The 21259-nt window shown below is 66.7% G+C and carries 17 protein-coding genes; 14 read left to right on the top strand and 3 right to left on the bottom strand.

Annotated elements, in window-relative coordinates:
• Positions 1-221: 221 nt before the first annotated feature.
• The 4 genes from WFK61_RS01805 (at position 222) to WFK61_RS01790 (ending at position 6309) form a co-directional block, all read left to right on the top strand.
• Positions 222-677 (top strand): MerR family transcriptional regulator, encoded by a 456-nt coding sequence (locus tag WFK61_RS01805; RefSeq protein WP_336809819.1) that lies wholly within the window; start codon positions 222-224, stop codon positions 675-677.
• Positions 678-946: 269 nt separating this feature from the next.
• On the top strand, positions 947-2734 hold the full coding sequence (locus tag WFK61_RS01800; RefSeq protein ID WP_336809818.1) for an acyl-CoA dehydrogenase C-terminal domain-containing protein: 1788 nt from the start codon (positions 947-949) through the stop codon (positions 2732-2734).
• Between the two features lie 141 nt (positions 2735-2875).
• Positions 2876-4084, top strand: coding sequence for an acetyl-CoA C-acetyltransferase (locus WFK61_RS01795; protein WP_336809817.1), 1209 nt, complete (start codon positions 2876-2878; stop codon positions 4082-4084).
• Between the two features lie 23 nt (positions 4085-4107).
• Positions 4108-6309 (top strand): 3-hydroxyacyl-CoA dehydrogenase NAD-binding domain-containing protein, encoded by a 2202-nt coding sequence (locus tag WFK61_RS01790; RefSeq protein ID WP_336809816.1) that lies wholly within the window; start codon positions 4108-4110, stop codon positions 6307-6309.
• A 10-nt stretch (positions 6310-6319) separates the two neighbouring features.
• Here WFK61_RS01790 and WFK61_RS01785 read toward each other — a convergent pair whose 3' ends face one another.
• Positions 6320-7222 carry a LysR family transcriptional regulator gene (locus WFK61_RS01785; protein ID WP_336809815.1) on the bottom strand — a complete coding sequence of 301 codons (903 nt, stop codon included), beginning with the start codon at positions 7220-7222 and terminating at the stop codon, positions 6320-6322.
• Positions 7223-7338: 116 nt separating this feature from the next.
• On the opposite strand from WFK61_RS01785, the gene WFK61_RS01780 reads away from it, so the two are divergent.
• The 3 genes from WFK61_RS01780 (at position 7339) to WFK61_RS01770 (ending at position 9115) form a co-directional block, all read left to right on the top strand.
• A complete protein-coding gene (locus tag WFK61_RS01780) occupies positions 7339-8112 on the top strand; it encodes an SDR family oxidoreductase (protein WP_336809814.1) in 774 nt (257 codons plus the stop codon).
• Positions 8113-8266: 154 nt separating this feature from the next.
• A complete protein-coding gene (locus WFK61_RS01775; RefSeq protein WP_336809813.1) occupies positions 8267-8761 on the top strand; it encodes a peptide deformylase in 495 nt (164 codons plus the stop codon).
• Positions 8762-8848: 87 nt separating this feature from the next.
• Positions 8849-9115, top strand: a complete 267-nt coding sequence (locus WFK61_RS01770; protein ID WP_336809812.1) for a hypothetical protein — start codon at positions 8849-8851, stop codon at positions 9113-9115.
• Between the two features lie 81 nt (positions 9116-9196).
• Here the strand turns inward: WFK61_RS01770 and aptA are convergent, their stop codons facing one another.
• Positions 9197-10537 (bottom strand): omega-aminotransferase AptA, encoded by a 1341-nt coding sequence (gene aptA / locus WFK61_RS01765; RefSeq protein ID WP_336809811.1) that lies wholly within the window; start codon positions 10535-10537, stop codon positions 9197-9199.
• 180 nt (positions 10538-10717) lie between these two features.
• Between aptA and WFK61_RS01760 the strand changes: the two genes are divergently transcribed.
• From WFK61_RS01760 to WFK61_RS01750, 3 genes are all read left to right on the top strand, one after another.
• Complete coding sequence (locus tag WFK61_RS01760) at positions 10718-12478, top strand: tetratricopeptide repeat protein (protein ID WP_336809810.1); 1761 nt, start codon at positions 10718-10720, stop codon at positions 12476-12478.
• Between the two features lie 133 nt (positions 12479-12611).
• Entirely contained in the window at positions 12612-14126 is a 1515-nt protein-coding gene (locus tag WFK61_RS01755; protein WP_336809809.1) for an EAL domain-containing protein, read from the top strand.
• 113 nt (positions 14127-14239) lie between these two features.
• On the top strand, positions 14240-15109 hold the full coding sequence (locus tag WFK61_RS01750) for a TIGR01459 family HAD-type hydrolase (RefSeq protein ID WP_336809808.1): 870 nt from the start codon (positions 14240-14242) through the stop codon (positions 15107-15109).
• 187 nt (positions 15110-15296) lie between these two features.
• Here WFK61_RS01750 and WFK61_RS01745 read toward each other — a convergent pair whose 3' ends face one another.
• Positions 15297-15683 (bottom strand): response regulator, encoded by a 387-nt coding sequence (locus WFK61_RS01745; RefSeq protein WP_199090620.1) that lies wholly within the window; start codon positions 15681-15683, stop codon positions 15297-15299.
• 227 nt (positions 15684-15910) lie between these two features.
• Between WFK61_RS01745 and WFK61_RS01740 the strand changes: the two genes are divergently transcribed.
• The 4 genes from WFK61_RS01740 to lspA all read left to right on the top strand — a co-directional run bounded on the left by WFK61_RS01740 (position 15911) and on the right by lspA (position 21185).
• Positions 15911-16366 (top strand): MaoC family dehydratase, encoded by a 456-nt coding sequence (locus tag WFK61_RS01740; RefSeq protein ID WP_336809807.1) that lies wholly within the window; start codon positions 15911-15913, stop codon positions 16364-16366.
• Positions 16367-16462: 96 nt separating this feature from the next.
• Positions 16463-17446, top strand: coding sequence for a bifunctional riboflavin kinase/FAD synthetase (locus WFK61_RS01735; RefSeq protein WP_336810092.1), 984 nt, complete (start codon positions 16463-16465; stop codon positions 17444-17446).
• Between the two features lie 203 nt (positions 17447-17649).
• The gene (ileS, locus tag WFK61_RS01730) at positions 17650-20703 is read left to right on the top strand and encodes an isoleucine--tRNA ligase (protein ID WP_336809806.1); all 3054 of its coding nucleotides are present in this window, start codon (positions 17650-17652) and stop codon (positions 20701-20703) included.
• Positions 20703-21185, top strand: a complete 483-nt coding sequence (lspA, locus tag WFK61_RS01725) for a signal peptidase II (protein ID WP_336809805.1) — start codon at positions 20703-20705, stop codon at positions 21183-21185. Before ileS ends, lspA begins: the two co-directional genes overlap by 1 nt.
• The last annotated feature ends 74 nt before the right edge of the window (positions 21186-21259 follow it).

The raw sequence follows: 21259 nt of genomic DNA, 5'->3' as shown, positions 1-21259 counted from the left end.
GGCCCGCATGGTAAACAGCGGGTTAATAACCGGGGCCCGGATCGTTAATTTTTCCCGAATGCCCTTTGGGAAGGGGGCTTTTCCGGCCATGTAACGGTAACTTACCCCACAGCGGGGGCGTATTACCTGACGCAGCGGGAACTCCGCCCGTATCAGTGCGTATCGGTCGATGCCGCCATATGGGCCGGCGATTCGATCCAATCGCAAGGATTGCAGCTTTCATGTCACGCCAAAGCCTGGCTATGGCGGGTTCCTCGATTCATGAAACCCGCTCCGCCGACGACTCCGCCGCCGACCAGACCGGCGATTTCACCATCAGCGACCTCGCCCGCGACTTCGGCGTGACGTTGCGCACGCTGCGCTTCTACGAATCGCGGGGCCTGATCGCGCCCAGCCGCTCCGGCATGACGCGCATCTATTCGGCGCGCGACAGGGCCCGTCTCGCCCTGATCCTGAAGGGCAAGCAGCTCGGTTTCACGCTCGTCGAGATCCGCGCCATGCTCGCCAACGAGGACAAGAAGGGTGGGGCCGGCGATGCCGCCGCATCCGTCGGCGGCCTCCAGCTCAGCCGCGAGCAGATCGTCGAGCAGCTCGAGCTGCTACGCAGCCAGCGCGCCGAGATCGAGGGCGCGATCGCCGAGCTCGAGAGCTCGCTCTCGCGCATGCCGAAGGGCTGAATGGCCGCGCTTCGGCGCCACTGAAGGGCGCCGTCCCGTGTCAGCCCAGCGGCATTTCATGCCGCAGGGCGCACGGGATGACATCGGCATCTCTCCAAAGCCCCGGCTCCGCCGGGGCTTTTTTATGCGCCGTGCCGTGCGCCCTCTGTCGCATGACCGACAAAATCGTATCGTCACAGTTGCAACTTCGTCCAGATTGTTTATATGTGAACTATCTTGATGCGGCGACAGGGATCAAGCGCCGCCTTTGCGACGAGAGGGAGGATCAGATGCCGGTTTACAAGGCACCCGTCGACGACACGCTTTTCCTGCTCAACGACGTCTTCAACATCGAGCGCTACAACAACCTGCCGGGCTTCGCCGACGCCTCTTCGGACGTGATCGAGGCCGTTCTCGGCGAGGGCGCCAAGCTCTGCGAGGAAGTCCTCCAGCCGATCAACCATTCCGGCGATCAGGAAGGCTGCACCCGCCATCCCGACGGTCGCGTCACTACGCCGAAGGGCTTCAAGGAAGCCTATCAGGCCTATGCCGGCGGCGGCTGGATCGGCCTCGCCATGGACCCTGAATACGGTGGCCAGGGCCTGCCTTACACGCTCGGCGCCGTGATGAACGAATATGCCTCGGCCGCGAACATGGCCTTCGCGATGTATCCGGGCCTGACCATGGGCGCGATCGCTGCGCTCTATGTCCATGGCTCCGACGAGATCAAGCGGACCTATCTGCCGAAGATGATCGACGGCACCTGGTCGGGCACCATGAACCTGACCGAGCCGCATTGCGGCACCGATCTCGGTCTGCTCAAGACCAAGGCCGTGCCGAACGGCGACGGCTCCTACGCCATCTCCGGCACCAAGATCTTCATCTCGGCCGGCGAGCAGGACATCACAGGGAACATCATCCACCTCGTGCTCGCCCGCATCGAGGGCGCGCCGGCCGGCGTGAAGGGCATCTCGCTCTTCGTCGTGCCGCGCAACAAGCTCGGCGCCGACGGCTCGGTCGGTGCCAATAACGGCGTGTCCTGCGGCTCGATCGAGCACAAGATGGGCATCCACGGCAATTCGACCTGCGTCATGAACTATGACGGCGCGCAGGGCTGGCTGGTCGGGGCCGAGAACAAGGGCCTCAACGCCATGTTCGTGATGATGAACGAGGCCCGCCTCGGCGTCGCAATCCAGGGGCTCGCCCAGTCCGAGGTCGCCTATCAGAACGCTGTCGCCTATGCGAAGGAGCGCCTGCAGGGTCGCGCCCTGACCGGCGCCAAGGAGCCGGCCAAGCCGGCCGATCCGATCATCGTCCACCCGGACGTGCGCCGCACGCTGATGTCGATCAAGGCCTTCAACGAGGCCGCCCGCGCCTTCGTGCTCTGGAACGCGCTGAAGTCCGACATCGCCCATCGCTCCGGCGATGCGGCCGAGCGCCAGGCGGCAGACGATCAGCTCGGCCTGATGACGCCGGTGCTCAAGGGCGTGCTGACCGATGTCGGCTTCGACAATGCCGTGAAGGCGCAACAGATGTTCGGCGGCCACGGCTATATCGCCGAGACCGGCGTCGAGCAGTTCGTCCGCGATGCTCGCATCGCCATGATCTACGAGGGCGCCAACGGCGTGCAGGCGATGGACCTCGTCGGCCGCAAGCTTGGCCGCGACGGCGGCCGCGGCATCATGGCCTTCTTCAATGAGGTCGGCAGCTTCCTGAAGGAGAATGCCGAGGACGAGGCGCTGAAGCCGCTGCTCGGGCCTTTGCAGGTTTCGTTGGGCCATCTTCAGCAGGCGGCGATGTGGTTCATGAACAATGCGCTCGCCAAGCCCGACAATGCCGGCGCCGGTGCGTCGGACTTCATGCACCTGCTCGGCCTCGTCTCGCTCGGCTACATGTGGGTGAAGATGGCCAAGGCCGCGCAGGAGAAGCTCAAGGCCGGTGCCGACGAGCGGATGAGCGCCAAGCTCGTCACGGCCCGCTTCTTCATGGAGCGCACCCTGCCCGAGACCGCCGCCCATCTGGCGCGCATCACCTCCGGCGCCGACACGACCATGGCGCTCAGCGTCGAGCAGTTCTGATCGAACGACAATCATGCCCGGGCTCGACCCGGGCATATCTTGATGAGTTCGCCGGATAGGAAGATGGTCGGGTCAAGCCCGACCATGACGTCCGGCACGACAACAAGCCGCCGGGTCGCGGCAGGCCAGGGAGATCCCTCGATGGCAGACGCATTCATCTACGATCACGTCCGGACGCCGCGCGGCAAGGGCAAGGCCGACGGCTCGCTTCACGAAGTCACGGCGATCGAGCTCGGCACCCAGGCCCTGCGCGCGATCAAGGACCGCAACGATCTCGATCCGCTCCTCGTCGAGGACGTGGTGATGGGCTGCGTCGATCCGGTCGGCGAGGCCGGCGCGGACATCGCCCGCACCGTCGCGCTCAAGGCCGGCTACGGCAAGGAAGTGCCGGGCGTGCAGATCAACCGCTTCTGCGCCTCGGGCCTCGATGCGGTGAACCTCGCCGCGGCGCAGGTCATGTCCGGCCAGAAGGAGATGGCGATCGGCGGCGGCGTCGAGTCGATGTCCCGCGTCGGCATGGGCGCCTCGGGCTTCGGCATCGCGGTCGACCCCAGCGTCGCCATCGACACCTATTTCATGCCGCAGGGCGTCGCGGCCGACCTGATCGCGACCAAATACGGCTTCTCCCGCGACGATGTCGACGCCTTCGCCGTGCGCTCGCACCAGCGCGCCGCAAAGGCCTGGGCCGAGGGCCGCTTCAAGAACTCGGTGATCCCCGTCACCGACGTCAACGGCCTCGTCATCCTCGATCGTGACGAGACGATCCGCCCCGGCACGGACATGCAGGCGCTGGCGTCGCTCAAGGCTTCCTTCGTCCAGATGGGCGAGATGGGCGGCTTCGATGCGGTCGCGACCGCCGCACACCCGGATGTCGAGTTCGTCAATCACGTCCACCATGCCGGCAATTCGTCGGGCATCGTCGATGGCGCGGCGGCCGTGCTCGTCGGCTCGAAGAAGGCCGGCAAGGCGGCGGGCCTCAAGCCCCGCGCCCGCATCAAGGCCTTCGCCACCGTCGGCTCCGATCTCGCGCTGATGCTGACCGGCCCGGTCGACGTCACCGAGCGCGTGCTGAAGAAGGCCGGCATGTCCGTCAAGGATATCGACCTGTTCGAGCTGAACGAGGCCTTCTCCTCGGTCGTGCTGCGCTACCAGCAGGCGCTCGACATCGACGACGCCATCCTGAACGTGAACGGCGGCGCCATCGCCATGGGCCATCCGCTCGGCGCGACCGGCGCGATGGTGCTCGGCACCGTGCTCGACGAGCTGGAGCGTCAGGACAAGCAGACCGCGCTGGTGACGCTCTGCGTCGCCGTCGGCATGGGCGTCGCCACCATCATCGAGCGCGTCTGAGCGGAACGGCAGGGAGAGAGATCATGAACCTCACCAATTTCCGCTTCGAGACCGACGCTGACGGCATTGCCGTTGCGACCTGGGACATGCCGGGCCGCTCGATGAACGTCATCACCCCCGAGGTGATGGAAGAGCTCAACCAGATCGTCGACAAGGTCGCGGGCGATGAAGCCATCAAGGGCTGCATCATCACCTCCGGCAAGGAGAGCTTCTCCGGCGGTGCCGACCTCACCATGCTCCAGGGCCTGCGCGACCTCTATGTGAAGCTCGCCAAGGAGAAGGGCGAGGCGGTCGCGATGCAGAGCTTCTTCGACGAGAGCCGCAAGCTCTCGCTGCTCTATCGCAAGCTCGAGACCTGCGGGAAGCCCTTTGCTGCCGCGATCAACGGCGTCTGCCTCGGCGGTGCCTTCGAGCTCTCGCTGTCCTGCCAGTATCGCGTCGTCTCCGACGATGCCTCGACCCGCGTCGGCCTGCCCGAGATCAAGGTCGGGCTCTTCCCGGGCGCCGGCGGCACCCAGCGGGTGGCCCGCCTGATGCAGACCGGCGACGCGCTCCAGATGATGTTCAAGGGCGAGCAGGTGAAGGCGCTTCCGGCGCGCAATTCCGGCCTCGTCCATGCCGTCGTGCCGCGCGGCGACATCGTCCAGAACGCCAAGGACTGGCTCAAGGCCAATCCGCAGGCGACGCAGCCCTGGGACCAGAAGGGCTTCAAGCTGCCCTCCAACAAGGTGCACTCGCCGGCCGGCATGCAGATTTGGCCGCCGGCCAACGCGATCTACCGCCGCGAGACCAACGACAATTATCCGGCCGCGCGCGCCATCCTCTGCGCGGTCCATGAGGGGCTGCAGCTGCCGATCGATCTCGGCCTCAAGGTCGAGAGCCGCTACTTCGCCAAGATCCTCAGGACGAAAGAGGCGGCCTCGATGATCCGCTCGCTCTTCGTCTCGATGCAGGAGCTGAACAAGGGCGCCCGCCGCCCGGCCGACGTGCCGCCGTCCAAGCTCAAGAAGGTCGGCGTCATCGGCGCCGGCTTCATGGGCGCCGGCATCGCCTATGTCACCGCCAATGCCGGCCTGGAGGTCGTGCTGGTCGACAAGGACATCGAGGCGGCCGAGAAGGGCAAGGCCTATTCCCATAAGCTGGTCTCCGACCAGATCATGAAGGGCCGCGCCAAGACCGCCGATCGCGATGCGCTGCTCGGCCGCATCAAGGCCTCGGCCGATTATGCCGATCTCAAGGGCTGCGACCTGATCGTCGAGGCCGTGTTCGAGGATCCGAAGGTCAAGGCCGAGGTCATCGCCAAGGTCGAGGCCGTGGTCGGCCCGCGCACCATCTTCGGCTCCAACACTTCGACGCTGCCGATCACCGGCCTCGCCCAGACCAGCCAGCGCCCGAAGAACTTCATCGGCATCCATTTCTTCTCGCCGGTCGAGAAGATGCTGCTGGTCGAGGTCATCATGGCCAAGAAGACCGGCAAGAAGGCGCTCGCCATGGCGCTGGACTTCGTCCGCGCCATCAAGAAGACGCCGATCGTCGTCAACGACACGCGCGGCTTCTACGCCAATCGCTGCGTCGGCAACTATATCCGCGAAGGCCATCTGATGCTGATGGAAGGCGTGCCGCCGGCGATGATCGAGGCTGCCGGCAAGCAGGCCGGCATGCCGGTCGGCCCGCTCTCGCTCAATGACGAGGTCGCGGTCGATCTCGCCTACAAGGTGCTGAAGGCGACCAAGGCCCAGCTCGGCGAAAGTGCGGTCGACCCGGCGCAGGAGAAGCTGCTCGCCGACATGGTCGAGAAGCATGGCCGCCTCGGCCGCAAGAACAAGAAGGGCTTCTACGACTATCCGGAAGCCGGGCCGAAGCGCCTCTGGCCGGGCCTGGCCGATCTCGTCGGCAAGCGGCTCGATCCCGACAGCGTCGATATGGAGGAGCTGAAGCACCGCCTCCTGGTGACGCAGGCTCTGGAAGCCGCGAAGACCTACGAGGAAGGCGTCGTCACCGATCCGCGCGAGGCCGATGTCGGCTCGATCATCGGCTTCGGCTTCGCGCCTTACTCGGGCGGCACGCTCTCTTATATCGACAACATGGGCGCGGCTGCCTTCGTGAAGCTCTGCGAGAAGCTGGCCAAGGCCCATGGCGAGCGCTTCAAGCCGAACCGCCTGCTGAAGCGCATGGCCAAGACCGGCGAGAGCTTCTACGGCACGGCCGAAAAGAAGGCGGCCTGAGCCTCAGGGCTTAAGCTGCGAGCCGCGTGCGCAGCAGCGCCACGAGCCAGTCCGCGAAGACCTGCAGCCGGCGCGACAGGTGCCGGCGGTGGGGATAGAGCAATGTCATCGGCATCGGCTGAGCCCGGTGCCGGGGCATGACCTCGACGAGCTCGCCGGAAGCCAGATGCTCGGTGACGTCATAGGCCGGGATCTGGATCAGGCCGAGTCCGGCGAGGCAGCAGGCGATATAGGCCTCGGCGCTGTTGACGGTGACGCGGCCGGGCAGGGCGCGGCCGTGAAGCGCGTCATCCTCCAGCCATTCCCAGGGCTCGATCCGCCCCGTCGTCGGCGAAGCGTAGTTGACGGCCCTGTGCCCGTCGAGTTCGCCGGGATGACGGGGCGTGCCATACGCCGTGAGATAGCCGGGGCTGGCGACATTGATCAGCGGCAATTCCCCGACCGAGCGCGCGATCAGTCCTGAATCGCTCAAGGGGCCGACACGCAGCACGCAATCGATGCCGTCTTCGATCAGGTTGCTCGCCCGGTCGGTCACGCTGAGGTCGATATCGATCTCGGGGTAGCGGGCGAGGAAATCCGGCAGGGCCGGTGCGATGATCAGGCGCCCGATCCGGCCGGGCACGTCGATCCTGAGCCGCCCGGCGGGGCTGGCGGCGCTGTGGCGGAACAGCGCCTCGGTTTCCTCGACATCGGCGACGAGCCGGGCGCAATGCTCGTAGAAGGCCGTACCATCCTGCGTCGCCGAGACGCGCCGCGTCGTGCGCTGGAGCAGCCTTGTGCCGATCCGCTGTTCCAGTGTCGCGACCGCCGCCGAGACGGAGGAGCGCGGCAGCCCGAGCGCCTTGGCAGCCTGGGTGAAGCTCTCGCATTCGACCACGCGGGCATAGATGCGGAAGAGGTCGATGCGGTCCAAGTCGGTGTTTCCTATTGTTCGTGATGTCTGACCAGTGATGTCTTGATCGAAATCTTTATAGCTGATTTCAGGACGATATCTTGTGGCCATCGATTGCAAGCGAACAGGAGCGTGCGATGGCCGATCACGGCATCAAGGGTAAGACGGTTCTGATCGCCGGCGGCGCCAAGAATTTGGGCGGCCTGCTGGCGAAGGACCTAGCGGCGCAGGGCGCGAAGGCTGTCGCCATCCATTACAACAGCGCGCCGGCCAAGGCTGAAGCCGAGACGACACTGGCTGCGATCAAGGCTGCCGGCGCGCAGGCCTATGCCTTCCAGGCGGACCTCACCTCCGCTGCTGCCATGGAGAAGCTCTTCACCGAGGCCAAGGCGGCGATGGGCTCGATCGACATCGCGGTGAACACCGTCGGCAAGGTGCTGAAGAAGCCGATGGTCGAGATCAGCGAAGCCGAGTTCGACGAGATGAGCGCAGTCAACTCCAAGACGGCATTCTTCTTCCTCAAGGAGGCGGGCAAGCAGGTCAGCGACAACGGCAAGGTCTGCACGCTGGTGACCTCGCTGCTCGGTGCCTTCACGCCCTTCTATGCGAGCTATGCCGGCACCAAGGCGCCGGTCGAGCATTACACTCGCGCGGCCTCCAAGGAATTCGGCGCGCGCGGCATCTCGGTTACCGCCATCGGCCCCGGCCCGATGGACACGCCGTTCTTCTATCCGGCGGAAGGCGCCGACGCGGTCGCCTATCACAAGACGGCCGCCGCGCTCTCGCCTTTCTCGAAGACCGGGCTGACCGACATCCAGGACATCGTGCCCTGGGTCCGCTTCCTCGTCTCGGACGGCTGGTGGATGACTGGCCAGACCATCCTCGTGAATGGCGGCTACACCACGAAGTGAGCTTGCGGTCGGAGCGGCGGCAGGCCTGCGAAGCGCCTGTCGTCGTTCGATCGCATGATGCGCTTCTGGATAAGATCGGGAAGCGGTTTGCCGGTTGGAACCGGTTCCGCGAAGGTCGGAATCGGGGGCGCAAGCAGGAAGTTGGAACGAGTCTATGCCGTCGCGGACGATCCTGAGTTTTCCCGATCCGCGTTTGCGCGTGGCGGCTGCACCCGTCACGCGCTTCGATGCCGATCTGCGCGAGCTCGCGGCCGATCTGCTCGAGACGATGCGGGAGGCGCCAGGCATCGGCATCACCGCGCCGCATGTCGGCGTGTCGCTGCGGCTGGTGGTGCTGGAGCTGGTGCCGGGCAGCGTCCGGACCTACGTGAATCCGGTTCTCGACGGCGTCTCGCGCGAGACCGTCCGCCATGTCGAGGGCAGCGTCTCGATGCCGGGCATTACCGACGAGCTGGAGCGCCACGCCCATGTCCGCGTGCGCTATCACGATCTCGACGGGGCGGAGCATTTCGAGGAGGCGAACGGCCTGCTGGCCGTCTGCCATCAGCACGAGATCGACCAGCTCGACGGCGTCTTCTGGATCGACCGCCTGTCACGTCTCAAGCGCGACAGGCTCATCGCGCGCTACAACAAGCTGCGGCGAGGTTGAGCGCGGGAGCGCTTCGCCTGCCTGCGTTCGGGCGTCGTGGGTTTCGCAGGATCTGTTTTCAGTACTTCGACGGTGAGGAGCGGGCATATGCATATGGCGATGGTCATCGGCGGCGGCGTGGTGCTGCTGGGCCTGTTCCTGCTCTTCGGCAAGCTGTGGGGCGAAGCCCAGCCAGACTATGGTATCGCCGCCAAGCTCTTCGTGCCGGTCTGGCTTGCGGTCGCGCTGGTCAACATGTGGGTCGGCGTCACCAAGGCGGGCTATTCCGTGCGTGATGAGCTGCCGATCCTCGTTCTGGTCTTCGCCGTGCCGGCCTTGCTCGCTCTCTTGATCGCCTGGCGCGTCGCGCGCTGACAAAAGTGCGAAGGCCCGCCTCCCGGGGGAGGCGGGCCTTCTGTCTTCTGCGGCTGGTCACGCCGGCGTTCTGGCTTGAGCCTAGTTCGCGACCGAACGGATCGCCCGGCGCAGCTTGCCGATCAGCTCTTCGATCTGCGCTTCCGAGATGATCAGCGGCGGCGAGAAGGCGATGGTGTCGGCCGCGGTCCGCACCATCAGTCCTTCATCGCGGAACAGGCGGTCCATCGCCTCGAAGGCACGCTTGCCGATGCCGTCGGCACGCGGCGCAAGGTCGATCGCGCCGACGATGCCCAGCGTGCGGATATCGACGACGTTCGGCTCGCCCTTGAGGCTCATCACCGCATCGGCCCAGGCCCCTTCCATCGCCCGCGCCCGTTCGAACAGGCCTTCGTCGCGGTAGATGTCGAGCGTCGCCAGGCAGGCGGCCGCCGCCAGGGGATGGCCCGAATAGGTGTAGCCGTGGAACAGCTCGATCACGTTGTCCGGGCCGCCCATGAAGGCGTCGTAGATATGCTTGCGCACGATCACGCCGCCCATCGGCACGGTGCCGGAGGTGACGCCCTTGGCGAAGGTGATCATGTCCGGGACCACGCCGTAGCGCTCGGCCGCGAAGGCGAAGCCCAGGCGGCCGAAGCCGGTGATGACCTCGTCGAAGATGAGCAGGATGCCGTGCTTGTCGCAGATCTCGCGCAGGCGCTTGAGATAGCCCTTCGGCGGCGGCAGCGCGCCGGTGGAGCCCGCCATCGGCTCGACGATCACGGCGGCGATGGTCGAGGCGTCGTGCAGCGCGACGATGCGCTCCAGGTCATCGGCGAAATGCGCGCCGTATTCCGGCTCGCCCTTGCTGAAGGCCTGCTTCTCGCGGTCATAGGTATGGGCGAGATGGTCGACGCCGGTGAGCAGCGAGCCGAAGAACTTGCGGTTGTTCGACATGCCGCCGACCGAGATGCCGCCGAAGCCGACGCCGTGATAGCCGCGCTCGCGCCCGATCAGGCGGGTCTTGGCGGCCTTGCCCGAAACGTTCCAGTAGGCCAGCGCGATCTTGAGAGCGGAATCCGCCGCTTCCGAGCCGGAACCGGCGAAGAAGACATGGTCGAGATCGCCCGGCGCCAGCGCCGCGATGCGGGCCGCGGCGGCGAAGACCTTGGGGTGGCCGTACTGGAAGGACGGGGCATAGTCGAGGTCGCGCGCCTGCGCCTGGATCGCCTGGATGATCGGCTCGCGGGCATGGCCGGCATTGCAGCACCACAGGCCGGCGGTGCCGTCCATGACCGGCTTGTTGTCGGGCGTGTAGTAGAACATCCCCTCGGCGCGGGCGACCATGCGCGGGTTCTTCTTGAACGACCGGTTGGCCGTGAACGGCATCCAGTAGGCCTCGAGGTCGTTCGGCGTGGCGATGGCGGAGGATGCTGACGTCATTCGAGGCCCCTGTGGATTAACCTTGGTTCAAGCTAGCAGGAGCAAGCCGCCTGTAAATCGCCATCATGGCCGAGGATGGCTGCGCCCAACGGATGACGGCGTGAACCCGCTTGTGGGTGACGTTAGGTCGCCGATGGCGTAAGCTCCCCGCTTGAGGGGCGTAGAACAGAACGGACCCCGATGGCGGAAGGCGCTGATGATCCTGGACGGCTGGACGTACGAGCCGCGGCGATCATTCGCGCGGGCCTCGACCGCGTCCTCGTCTCGGATGCCTTCCGCGCCGCGCCCCAGCTTTCGGCCTTCCTGAGCTTCGTCGTCGAGCGCACCGTCGAAGGGCGTGCGGCCGAGCTCAAGGGCTATACGATTGCGGTGGAGGGCCTCGGCCGGCCGGCTGATTTCAACCCGCAGCTCGATCCGATCGTCAGGGTGGAGGCCGGGCGGCTGCGGCGGGCGCTGGCGCAGTATTACGCCGGTGATGGCCGCGACGACCCCGTGCAGATATCGATGCCGGTCGGCGGCTATGTTCCGGTCTTCACCTGGTTCGGCGGGGAGGGGAACCGGGCCGTGCCAGATGCCTCGGACGAGGCGCTCGAGCCGGATCGGCGGACCGCGTTGCGTTGGGCCGGGTTGACCGTCACGGCCCTGGCAGTCGGCCTGCTCGCGCTCGGCTGGTGGTATCTGGCGCCGCCCCGCGACCCGGTCATGACCGAGGCGGCGAAGCCGGCCGCCGTCGAGCAGGCCGCCGCATCGCGGCGGGACGTCGCTGCGATGCCTCAGCTCGTGCGCGTCGCGATCACGATTCCCGATCCCCCCTCCGATCCCCGGCTGGCCGATATCCTGCGCCGCTTCTCGGCCCTGCTGGTCGACGCGATGGTGCGTTTCGACGACCTCGTGACGATCAAGGCGCCGTTGCCCGGCTCCGCTCTGGCGGACGAGGTCGACTATGTCTTCGAAATCGATGTTCAGGCCGTCGAAGGCGGGGCCGAGGGGTTCGGCCGTCTGCGCTCGGTCAGGGACGGTCGCATCGTCTGGACGACATCGTCGAGCCGCCCGTCGCTCACGGCGCTGCAGGAAAGCGAGCTTGCCGAGATGGCCCGGCGGCTGGCGACGCGCCTGACCGAGCCTTTCGGCATCATTCTCGCCGATGCGCGCCAGTTCCTGCCATCTCCCGCCATCCGCTGCATCCTGAAGGCTTTCGATGCCCGGCGCGCGATGCTGCCCGAGATGCGTCAGGCCTCCCGGAGCTGCCTGGCCAAGCTGGTCGAGCAGGATCCTGGCTTTTATCCGGGCTGGGCCAGTCTCGCGATCATGACAATGAACGAGTACGACGCGTCTTCGGCCTCCCTGACGGCGGCCCAGCCGGATGATGCGGTCGGCACGCGGCCCCCGCTCGACCGCGCGCTCGCCGCCGCCGTGACGGCGATCCGGCTCGCGCCGTCGGGCGCGCGGGCCTATCAGGCGATGATGCGGGTGCTGCTGCTGCGCGGCGCCACCGAGGAAGCGGTCCAGATGGGCCGCGAGGCGCAGGCCCGCAATCCCTATGATCCCGAGATTCTGGCGGATGTCGGCTCGGTTTTCATCCGGCTCGATCGCCCGCTCGAAGGGCTGCCTTTGCTGGAGCGCGCGACAGCGCTCAGCGTCGCCCGCCCGCCGCGCTATGATTTCTATGCCTTCCTCGGCGCCTATCTCGTCGGAGCCGGGAAGGTATCGGAAACCCATGCCGGGATGCTGGCCGCGGATACGAGTCAGTTCAGCCTGCTCGGTCAGGCGCTCAAGGCCGCCGCCGACAAGGACCCGGAGAAGCAGGCCAAGGTACTGGCCCAGCTCGTCGAGAAATCCCCGCATTTCGGGCAGGACCCGCGCACCTTCCTCGAACGGCGCGGATTCTCCCGGCCGGTGGTCGACAGACTGCTGACGGCGCTGGGGCTGGACAAGCCGTAAGCTCGTCCGGCGCGGGCCGGATGTGGCGGAACTGGGGCACGCGCTCGCATAACCGCGCCGGCAAGGTTAATCTGCGGTTGTAGACCGTGATTCGCTTCCCATTCCGATTCCTCGACGTCGCGCGAACGCTGCCGTGGCACCTGCCCGCCTGAAATCCCTGCATCCTCTCGCTGGCGCCGTGACTGGCCTGTCGGCTGGCGCAGCGGTTGCGATCCTGCTTCCGGGCGGGCTCGGCACGGGGTTGGGTATTCTGGCCTCCGGAGCCGGGGTTATGCTGGCGATGCGGGCCTTCGAGCGGCGTGGTCTGGCCCGGCACGAGCAGGCCATGGCGGGGATCGGAGAGGTCAAGGTCCGGCTCGCGACCAATGCCATTCGCCTCGACGCCCTGTCGCAGCGCGTCGAGCAGATGCCGATGCGCGATACCGATGCGGCACCGGCGCGCGCAGCGATCCATGAATTGACGGCCGAGGTCGGGCTGCTCGGCGACCTGATCCATCAGGTCGCGACGACGCTCGCCGACCACGAGACGGTGCTCGCGCGCCTGCCGGAGCCCGCCGCCGCGCCGGTGCCGGCGCCGGCACCCGAGGTGGTGCTCGATCCGGAGGCGATCCGCCGGGAAAGGGCCGAGAAGCTGGCCGCCGAGCGCGCCGCCGCCGCAGCTGCTGCACGCGAGGAGGCCGAGGCCGAACGCGCGGCGCTGATCGGCAAGGCCCTCAGCGAAGGCAGGCTCGAAGTCCATTTGCAGCCGATCGTCTCGCTGCCGCAGCGCCGGACCTGCGGCTACGAGGCGCTGGCGCGCCTGCGGCTGGACGAGAACACGCTGCTTCTGCCGCATGAATTCATCGAGACCGTCGAGACGCGCGGCTTCGGGCCGACGCTGGACGCGCTCGTGCTGACGCGGGCCCTGGCTATCGCGCGCCATCTCGGCTCGAAGGATGGCGGCATCTTCGTCTCCTGCAATTTCAGCCGTGCGACCTGGAGCTCGTCGCGGGCGCTGGCGACCTTGACCCGCATCCTCGACAAATATCGCGACCATACCGCTCATCTCGTCGTCGAGATGCCGCAGGCGGTGTTCCGCGAGCTCGATCCGACCAGCCTCGGGCTGCTCGGCGCGATGTCTGCGAATGGCGTGCGCTTCGCGCTCGACCAGCTCGTCGATCTGCGCCTCGATCCGAGCGCCTTGTTCGATCGCGGCATCCGCTATGTGAAGGCCCCTGCCACGCTGCTCCAGGCGCATCTCGACGGCCGGATCCAGAGCGACATCGCGGCCGGCGATCTCGCGACGCTGCTGGCCCGCGTCTCGGTCACGCTCGTCGCCGATCAGGTCGAGGACAATCCCGCCGCCGCCGACATGATCGAACTCGGCGCCACGATGGGGCAGGGGCTGGCCTTCTCGCCGCCGCGCCCGGTCAAGCCCGAGGTCTTCGCCGAGCCGGAAGCTGCGCCGGTGGCAGCACCTGCACCTGCTCCGGTTGCTCCGGCCCCTGTTCAGGTCGAGGCCCCGCCTGCGCCGCAGAGCATCGCCGAACGCCTGCTCGGCCGGAACAAGGCTTCGCCGGCTCCGCTGCCGTCCCCTGCCACCGCTCCGCAGGAAACACGGCCCGAGCGGCTGCCTTTCCGGGCCGTGCTGCGCCGCGCCAGCGCCTGACGCGCGGCTGCCTGTCGCGCTCTCCGGTTCCGCTTCCGGCGAATCCCGTCTAGATCAGGTTTAGCTGCGGGGCGACGTTCGCCCCTCTCATCCAGCCGCCGGAGATCGAGACAGTGTCGCCATCGGGGATCGCTTCCACCCTTCCGCTTTCGGGCTTCTCCGAGGTCGCGGATCGCTTCGATCTCTGCCTGTGCGATGTCTGGGGCGTGGTTCATAACGGCGTCGCCGCCTATCGCGATGCCGTCGCCGCGCTGATGCGGATGCGCGAGCACGGCATCAGCGTCGTCCTCGTCACCAATGCGCCGCGCCCGGCCGATGTCATCGTCGGCCAGCTCGACGGCTTCGCCGTGCCGCGCGAGACCTGGGACGCGATCGTCACCTCCGGCGATGTCTGTCGCTCGCTGATCCGCGAGCGGGCCGGCCAGCCGATGTTCCGCCTCGGCCCCGATCGTGACCTGCCGCTCATCGCCGGGCTCGACGTGCGCGAGACCTCCCCTGAAGAGGCGGCTTATGTGCTCTGCACCGGCCTGTTCGACGACGAGAAGGACACGGCGGCGACCTATGCCGATCTGCTCGCCGGCTTCGCCGCGCGCGGGCTGCCGTTGATCTGCGCCAATCCCGACCTCGTCGTCGAGCGCGGCGGGCGCATCATTCCCTGCGCCGGTTCCGTCGCGCTGGCCTATGAGGAGATCGGCGGGCCGACGATCTATGCCGGCAAGCCGCACCGGCCGATCTACGAGGCGGCGGTGGCGGCGGCCGAGAAGGCGCGCGGCGCTTCCATCGCCCGCGACAGGATCTGCGCGATCGGCGATGCGATCCGCACCGATATCGCCGGCGCCGACGCCTTCGGCGTGGCCGGCATCATGGTGCTGGCCGGCATCCACGCCCAGGACCTGATGGAAGCGTCATGGGACGAGCGTCATGGCTGGTTCGGCCGGCAGACGCACCGCCCGGCCTATGCCATGCCGCATCTCGTGTGGTGAGCCGGCGATAGAAGGTCGTTTGACGTATCCTGAGCCCTCATCCTGAGGAGCCATTCCTTGGGAATGGCGTCTCGAAGGATGTTTCAGGAAGCGCCCGAGCCATCTGGAGCATCCATCGAGACGCAGCCTGCGGCTGCTCCTCAGGATGAGGGCTGCGGAATTTCGGGGGGAAGCTTTCCGCCGGAAGTCAGGCCGCGGCGCAGACCGATTCGATCTTCGTCTTCAGCGTCTGCGCGTTGAACGGCTTGACGATATAGTTGCTCACGCCGGCCTTCTTGGCGGCGACGACGTTCTCGGTCTTCGACTCGGCGGTAACGATGATGAACGGCGTTTCCGCCAGCGCCGTCTCCTCGCGGACCTTCTGGAGCAGCTCGAAACCGCTCATCGGCTCCATGTTCCAGTCGGAGATCACCAGGCCGTATTTCTTGTCGCGCATCTTCGAGATCGCGGCCGAGCCGTCCGAGGCATCGTCGACATTCTCGAAGCCGAGCTGCTTCAGCAGGTTGCGGATGATGCGGACCATCGTCTGGTAGTCGTCGACGACGAGGATCGGCATGGACGGGTCGAGAGCCATTCTGGTGCTCCAGGCATGACGGTCGCGGTGCTGGAACATACCAGCGCCGTGCCGCTCGCCTGAGTAGATAGCCGGCCCGCCTTGCGAACCGGTTAATCCGATTGCGAACTGACGCAAGGGGAGGAAGGTGCGCCGCACCAAAGTCCAATTGCGCGGATGTTGCGGTTGCGAGATGCTTAACCCGATCGCAGACAGGAGGGCACAGGCCCACGGGCCGCGCGGGATCCATGACAGTTCAGCCGATATCTGGCGGGCTCTACACCGTCCACGCCTTCGAGGATCTGGCCATCGGCCGGAGCGAAAGCCTGATGCGGACCGTGATGGAGCGGGATGTCGCGCTTTTCGCGGAACTCTCGGGCGATGCCAATCCGATCCATCTCTGCGACCAGTTCGCGGCCAACACCAAGTTCGGCCAGCGCATCGCCCATGGCATGCTGACCGCGAGCCTGGTCTCCGCGCTGCTCGGCACGCGCCTGCCGGGGCCGGGCGCGGTCTATCTCTCGCAGACGCTGACCTTCCTCGCCCCGGTCAAGATCGGCGATGTCGTCACCGCCCGCGTCGAGGTCGTCGAGCTGGTGGCCGAGCGCCGCCGGGCCCGCTTCTTCTGCGAATGCCTCGTGGACGGCAAGGCGGTGATGGAGGGCGAGGCCTGGGTCGCCATGCCGCCGAAGCCGCGCGGCTGACGCTTTCGGCCGGCTTGCGGCCTTGACGCCCCGCCGGCCTTCGCCGCAAAGACGATCATCGCCCTGTTCGTGAGGGCAGGTGGACGTTTCCGATTGATGCCATCCCAAGCCGATGCGCCTGACCGCCCCGAGCCGACGGCCGTGGTCCTCGACCTCGACAAGTCCCTTCCGGATGCATTGCGCGGCGCCGTCCTGGCGCTTGGCAATTTCGATGGCGTCCATCGCGGCCATGCCGAGCTGGCGCATCGCGCCGCTTCTCTCGCGAGCGAGCTTGGCAGCCGCCCGGCCGCCTTCACCTTCGAGCCGCATCCGCGCAGCGTCTTTCGGCCCGAGGAGCCGGTCTTCCGCCTGACCGCGCCGCAGCTCAAGCTGGAACTGCTGGCCGAAGCCGGCCTCCCGCAGGTCTTCGTCCTGCCCTTCGATCGCGAGATCGCCGCGATCCCCGCCGAAAGCTTCGTCGACGATCTGCTGATCGGCCGGCTCGGTGCCGCCGGCCTCGTCTGCGGCTACGATTTCCATTTCGGCAAGGGCCGCACCGGCTCGCCCGAGATGCTGCAGGCCCATGGCCTCGCGGCGGGCATTCCCGTTTCGGTCGTGCCGCCTTTCAGCTGGAAGGGCGAGCCCGTCTCCTCGACGCTGATCCGCACGGCGCTGGAAGCCGGCAATGTCGCGCGCGCTGCGCAGTTCCTCGGCCGGCCCTGGCTGGTGCGCGGGCTCATCGCCCATGGCGACAAGCGCGGGCGCGAGCTCGGCTACCCCACGGCCAACATGCAGCTCGCTCGCGACTGCAAGCTGCGCCACGGCATCTATGCGGTGCGGATGAAGATCGACGGCATCTGGCATGACGGCGTCGCCAGCTTCGGCCGTCGCCCGACCTTCGACGACGGCGCGCCGCGGCTTGAAACCTTCGTCTTCGATTTCTCCGGCGATCTCTACGGCCAGCGGGTCGATGTCGCCTTCGTCGACTGGCTGCGCGGCGAGGAGAAGTTCGATTCGCTGGAGGCGCTGATCGTCCAGATGGACGCCGACAGCGCCCGCGCACGCGACATTCTGGCGGGAACGCCGCCCTTCCTTCCGTAAGCCGCGCCTGCTAGAAGCCCCTCATGCCCGCAGAACGCGCCATGCTGATCGATCTTTCCCGGCGAATTACGGGCCCGGCTGCCGCCTCGCGCTGAAGAGCACGGGGGCTTGCGCAGTCCGGGTTGAAGACCGCTTTTCCCGTTTCAAGAGTGGACGCCCGAGGCCCCTGACCGGCCCGCCGTCCCGACTGTCCGAGCCGGATGATGACCGACAAGACCAACACCGCCAAAGCCGCCGAGACCGCTGCCGACGGCGTCGATTATTCCCAGACGCTCTTCCTGCCCCAGACCGAGTTCCCGATGCGCGCCGGCCTGCCGCAGCGCGAGCCGGAATTGCTGGCCCGCTGGGCCAAGATGGACCTTTACCGCAAGCTGCGCGAAGCGGGGCAGGGGCGGGACCGTTTCGTCCTGCATGACGGCCCTCCCTATGCCAATGGCAATATCCATATCGGCCACGCGCTCAACAAGGTCCTCAAGGACCTCGTAACGCGCTCGCAGCAGATGCTGGGCTACGATTCCAACTATGTGCCGGGTTGGGACTGCCATGGCCTGCCGATCGAGTGGAAGATCGAGGAGCAGTACCGCGCCAAGGGTCTGAACAAGGACGACGTTCCGGTCGTCGAGTTCCGCAAGGAATGCCGCGCCTTCGCCGAGCACTGGGTCGATGTCCAGCGCGAGGAGTTCAAGCGCCTCGGCGTCGAGGGCGACTGGGCCAATCCCTACCTGACCATGGCCTATCCCGCAGAGGCGCAGATCGCCCGCGAGATCATGAAATTCGCCGAGACCGGCCAGCTCTATCGCGGCTCCAAGCCGGTGATGTGGTCGGTGGTCGAGAAGACCGCGCTCGCCGAGGCCGAGGTCGAGTACGAGGAGCATACGAGCGACACGGTGTTCGTGGCGTTTCCGGTTCGGTCTTTCGACGGGCTTAGCGAGAGCAAAGCCGCAAACGCGGCTTTGGAGGCAGCCCTCTCCGGAGCCTCCGTCGTCATCTGGACCACCACGCCCTGGACGATTCCTGGCAACCGCGCGATCTCGTTCAATCACAAGCTCGATTATGAGGTCTATCGCGTTACCGCTGCGGCGGAAGGCAACTGGGCCAAGCGCGGCGCGAAGTATATCCTGGCCCGGAACCTCGCGGGAGGCGTGTTCAAGGCCGCCAAGGTCGAGGGATTCGAGTCGCTCGGCCGGGTTCCGCCCGGCGTTCTCGAAAGCCTGACCGCCGCCCATCCCCTGCACGGGCGTGGCTATGACTTCGTCGTCCCGCTGCTCGACGGCGACCATGTCACCGACGATGCCGGCACGGGCTTCGTCCACACCGCGCCGAGCCATGGTCGCGAGGACTTCGACGTCTGGATGGCCAATGGCCGCCAGCTCACCGAGCGCGGCATCGACACCCGCATCCCCTACACCGTCGATGCCGATGGCCGCTTCACCAAGGAAGCGCCGGGCTTCGAGGGCGCGCAGGTCATCACCGACAAGGGCGACAAGGGCAATGCCAACGACGTCGTCATCAAGGCGCTGGTCGAGGCCGGCAACATCATCGCGCGCGGCCGCCTGAAGCATCAGTATCCGCATAGCTGGCGCTCGAAGAAGCCGGTGATCTTCCGCAACACGCCGCAATGGTTCATCGCCATGGACAAGCCGATCGGCGAGGCCGGCGCGCCGGACGCTGCCGATCCGCAGCCGGTCGCGGGCGGCAACACCGACACGCTGCGCAACCGCGCGCTGAAGGCGATCAAGGAGACGGAATGGGTTCCCGCCGCCGGTGAGAACCGCATCAACGGCATGATCGCCAACCGTCCGGACTGGGTCGTCTCGCGTCAGCGCGCCTGGGGCGTGCCGATCACGGTCTTCGTCGAGAAGGAGACCAAGGACATCCTCGTCGATGCCAGGGTCAACGCAGCGATCGCCGACGCCTTCGAGGCCGAGGGCGCGGATGCCTGGTTCACCGATACCGACGGCGCGCGCTTCCTCAAGCCCTTCGGCTATGACCCGGCGAAGTACGAGCGCGTCACCGACGTGCTCGACGTCTGGTTCGATTCCGGCTCGACCCACGCCTTCACGCTCGAGAAGCGCGCCGACCTGCGCGCCCGCCGTCGCGGCGATGGCGGCAAGGACCGCGTGATGTATCTCGAAGGCTCGGACCAGCATCGCGGCTGGTTCCATTCGAGCCTGCTGGAGAGCTGCGGCACGCGCGGCCGGGCGCCCTACGACATCGTCCTCACCCATGGCTTCTGCCTGGACGAGAAGGGCGAGAAGATGTCGAAGTCGAAGGGCAACGTCACCGCCCCGCAGGACATCATCAAGGACTCGGGCGCCGACATCCTGCGCCTCTGGGTCGCGGCTGCCGACTATTCCGACGACCTGCGTATCGGCAAGGAAATCCTCAAGACCTTCGTCGAGACCTATCGCAAGCTGCGCAACACCATGCGCTGGATGCTCGGTACGCTCGCCCATTTCAGCGAGGATGTCCGCGTCGCCGATCCGCAGACCATGCCGGAGCTGGAGCGGTTGATGCTGCACCGGCTGGCCGAGCTTGGCCCGCAGGTCGAGGAAGCCTATCGCACCTACGACTACAAGAAGGTCGTGTTCCTGCTCTCGCAGTTCATGAACACGGAGCTTTCGGCCTTCTATTTCGACGTGCGCAAGGACGCGCTCTACTGCGACCCGCTCTCCAGCCATGTCCGCAAGAGCGCGCTCACCGTCGTCGATCATCTCTTCCGCTGCCTGACGACCTGGCTCGCCCCGATCCTCGTCTTCACCGCCGAGGAAGCCTGGCTCGATCGCTATCCCGACCAGAAGGCGGCCGAGGGCTCGGTCCATCTCGAGCGCTTCGTCGCGGCCAAGGCCGACTGGCTCGACCCGGAGCTGGCCGAGCGCTGGAGCAAGATCCGCCGCGTGCGCCGCGTCGTCACCGGCGCGCTGGAGCTTGAGCGCGCGGCCAAGCGCCTCGGTTCCTCGCTGGAGGCGGCGCCGCAGGTCTTCGTCTCGGACAGCGACCTCTATGCCGCGCTCTCCGGGGCCGACCTCGCCGAGATCAGCATCACCTCCGGCATCCGCGTCGAGAGCGGCGAGGGGCCGGCCGAGGCCTTCCGTCTTGCCGATGTACCGGGTGTCGCGGTCGTGCCGCATCGTGCCGCCGGCATCAAATGCGCCCGGTCCTGGAAGTATTTCGATCCGGCGACGGCCGACAAGGCTTATCCCCAGGTGACGCCGCGCGATGCCAAGGCGCTCAAGGAGCTGGGAGTGCGCGCCTGATGACGCCCACCCGCCGCCTCGGCCTGCTCACCGTGCTGATCGTCTTCGTCGCCGATCAGCTCCTGAAATGGTGGCTGCTCTACAGCGTCGGGCTGGCCGAGAACGGGCCGTACGATCTCACGTCCTTCCTGACGATCGTGCTGGCCTGGAACCGCGGCATCTCCTACGGCCTGTTCCAGCAGGGCACCGATCTCGGTCGCTGGTTCCTCGTCGTCATCTCCTTCGTCGCGGCCATCTGGCTCTGGCGCTGGATGTGGCGCGAGCCGCGTGGCTTCAGCGTGTTCAGCCTGGCGCTGATCATCGGCGGGGCGCTCGGAAACGGCGTCGATCGTGCCGTCTATGGCGCGGTCGTCGACTTCGTGCATTTCCACTGGGGCAGCTTCAGCTGGTATATCTTCAACATCGCCGACGTCGCGATCGTTGTCGGAGTGCTCGGTCTGCTATATGAGTCCTTCCGCCCGAGCGTGGAAAAGACAGCTTAACGACGGTTTCGCCATTGTTTTGCCGTTCGTCTGGGTTTTGAGACGAGGCGAGATTGTCCGAAGGGAGATTTGAC

The sequence above is a fragment of the Allobosea sp. MMO-172 genome, assembly GCF_037147855.1.
Lineage (GTDB): Bacteria > Pseudomonadota > Alphaproteobacteria > Rhizobiales > Beijerinckiaceae > Allobosea.
Note: the sequence above shows the minus strand (reverse complement) of the source record. Positions and strands in the feature narration are given on the sequence as shown.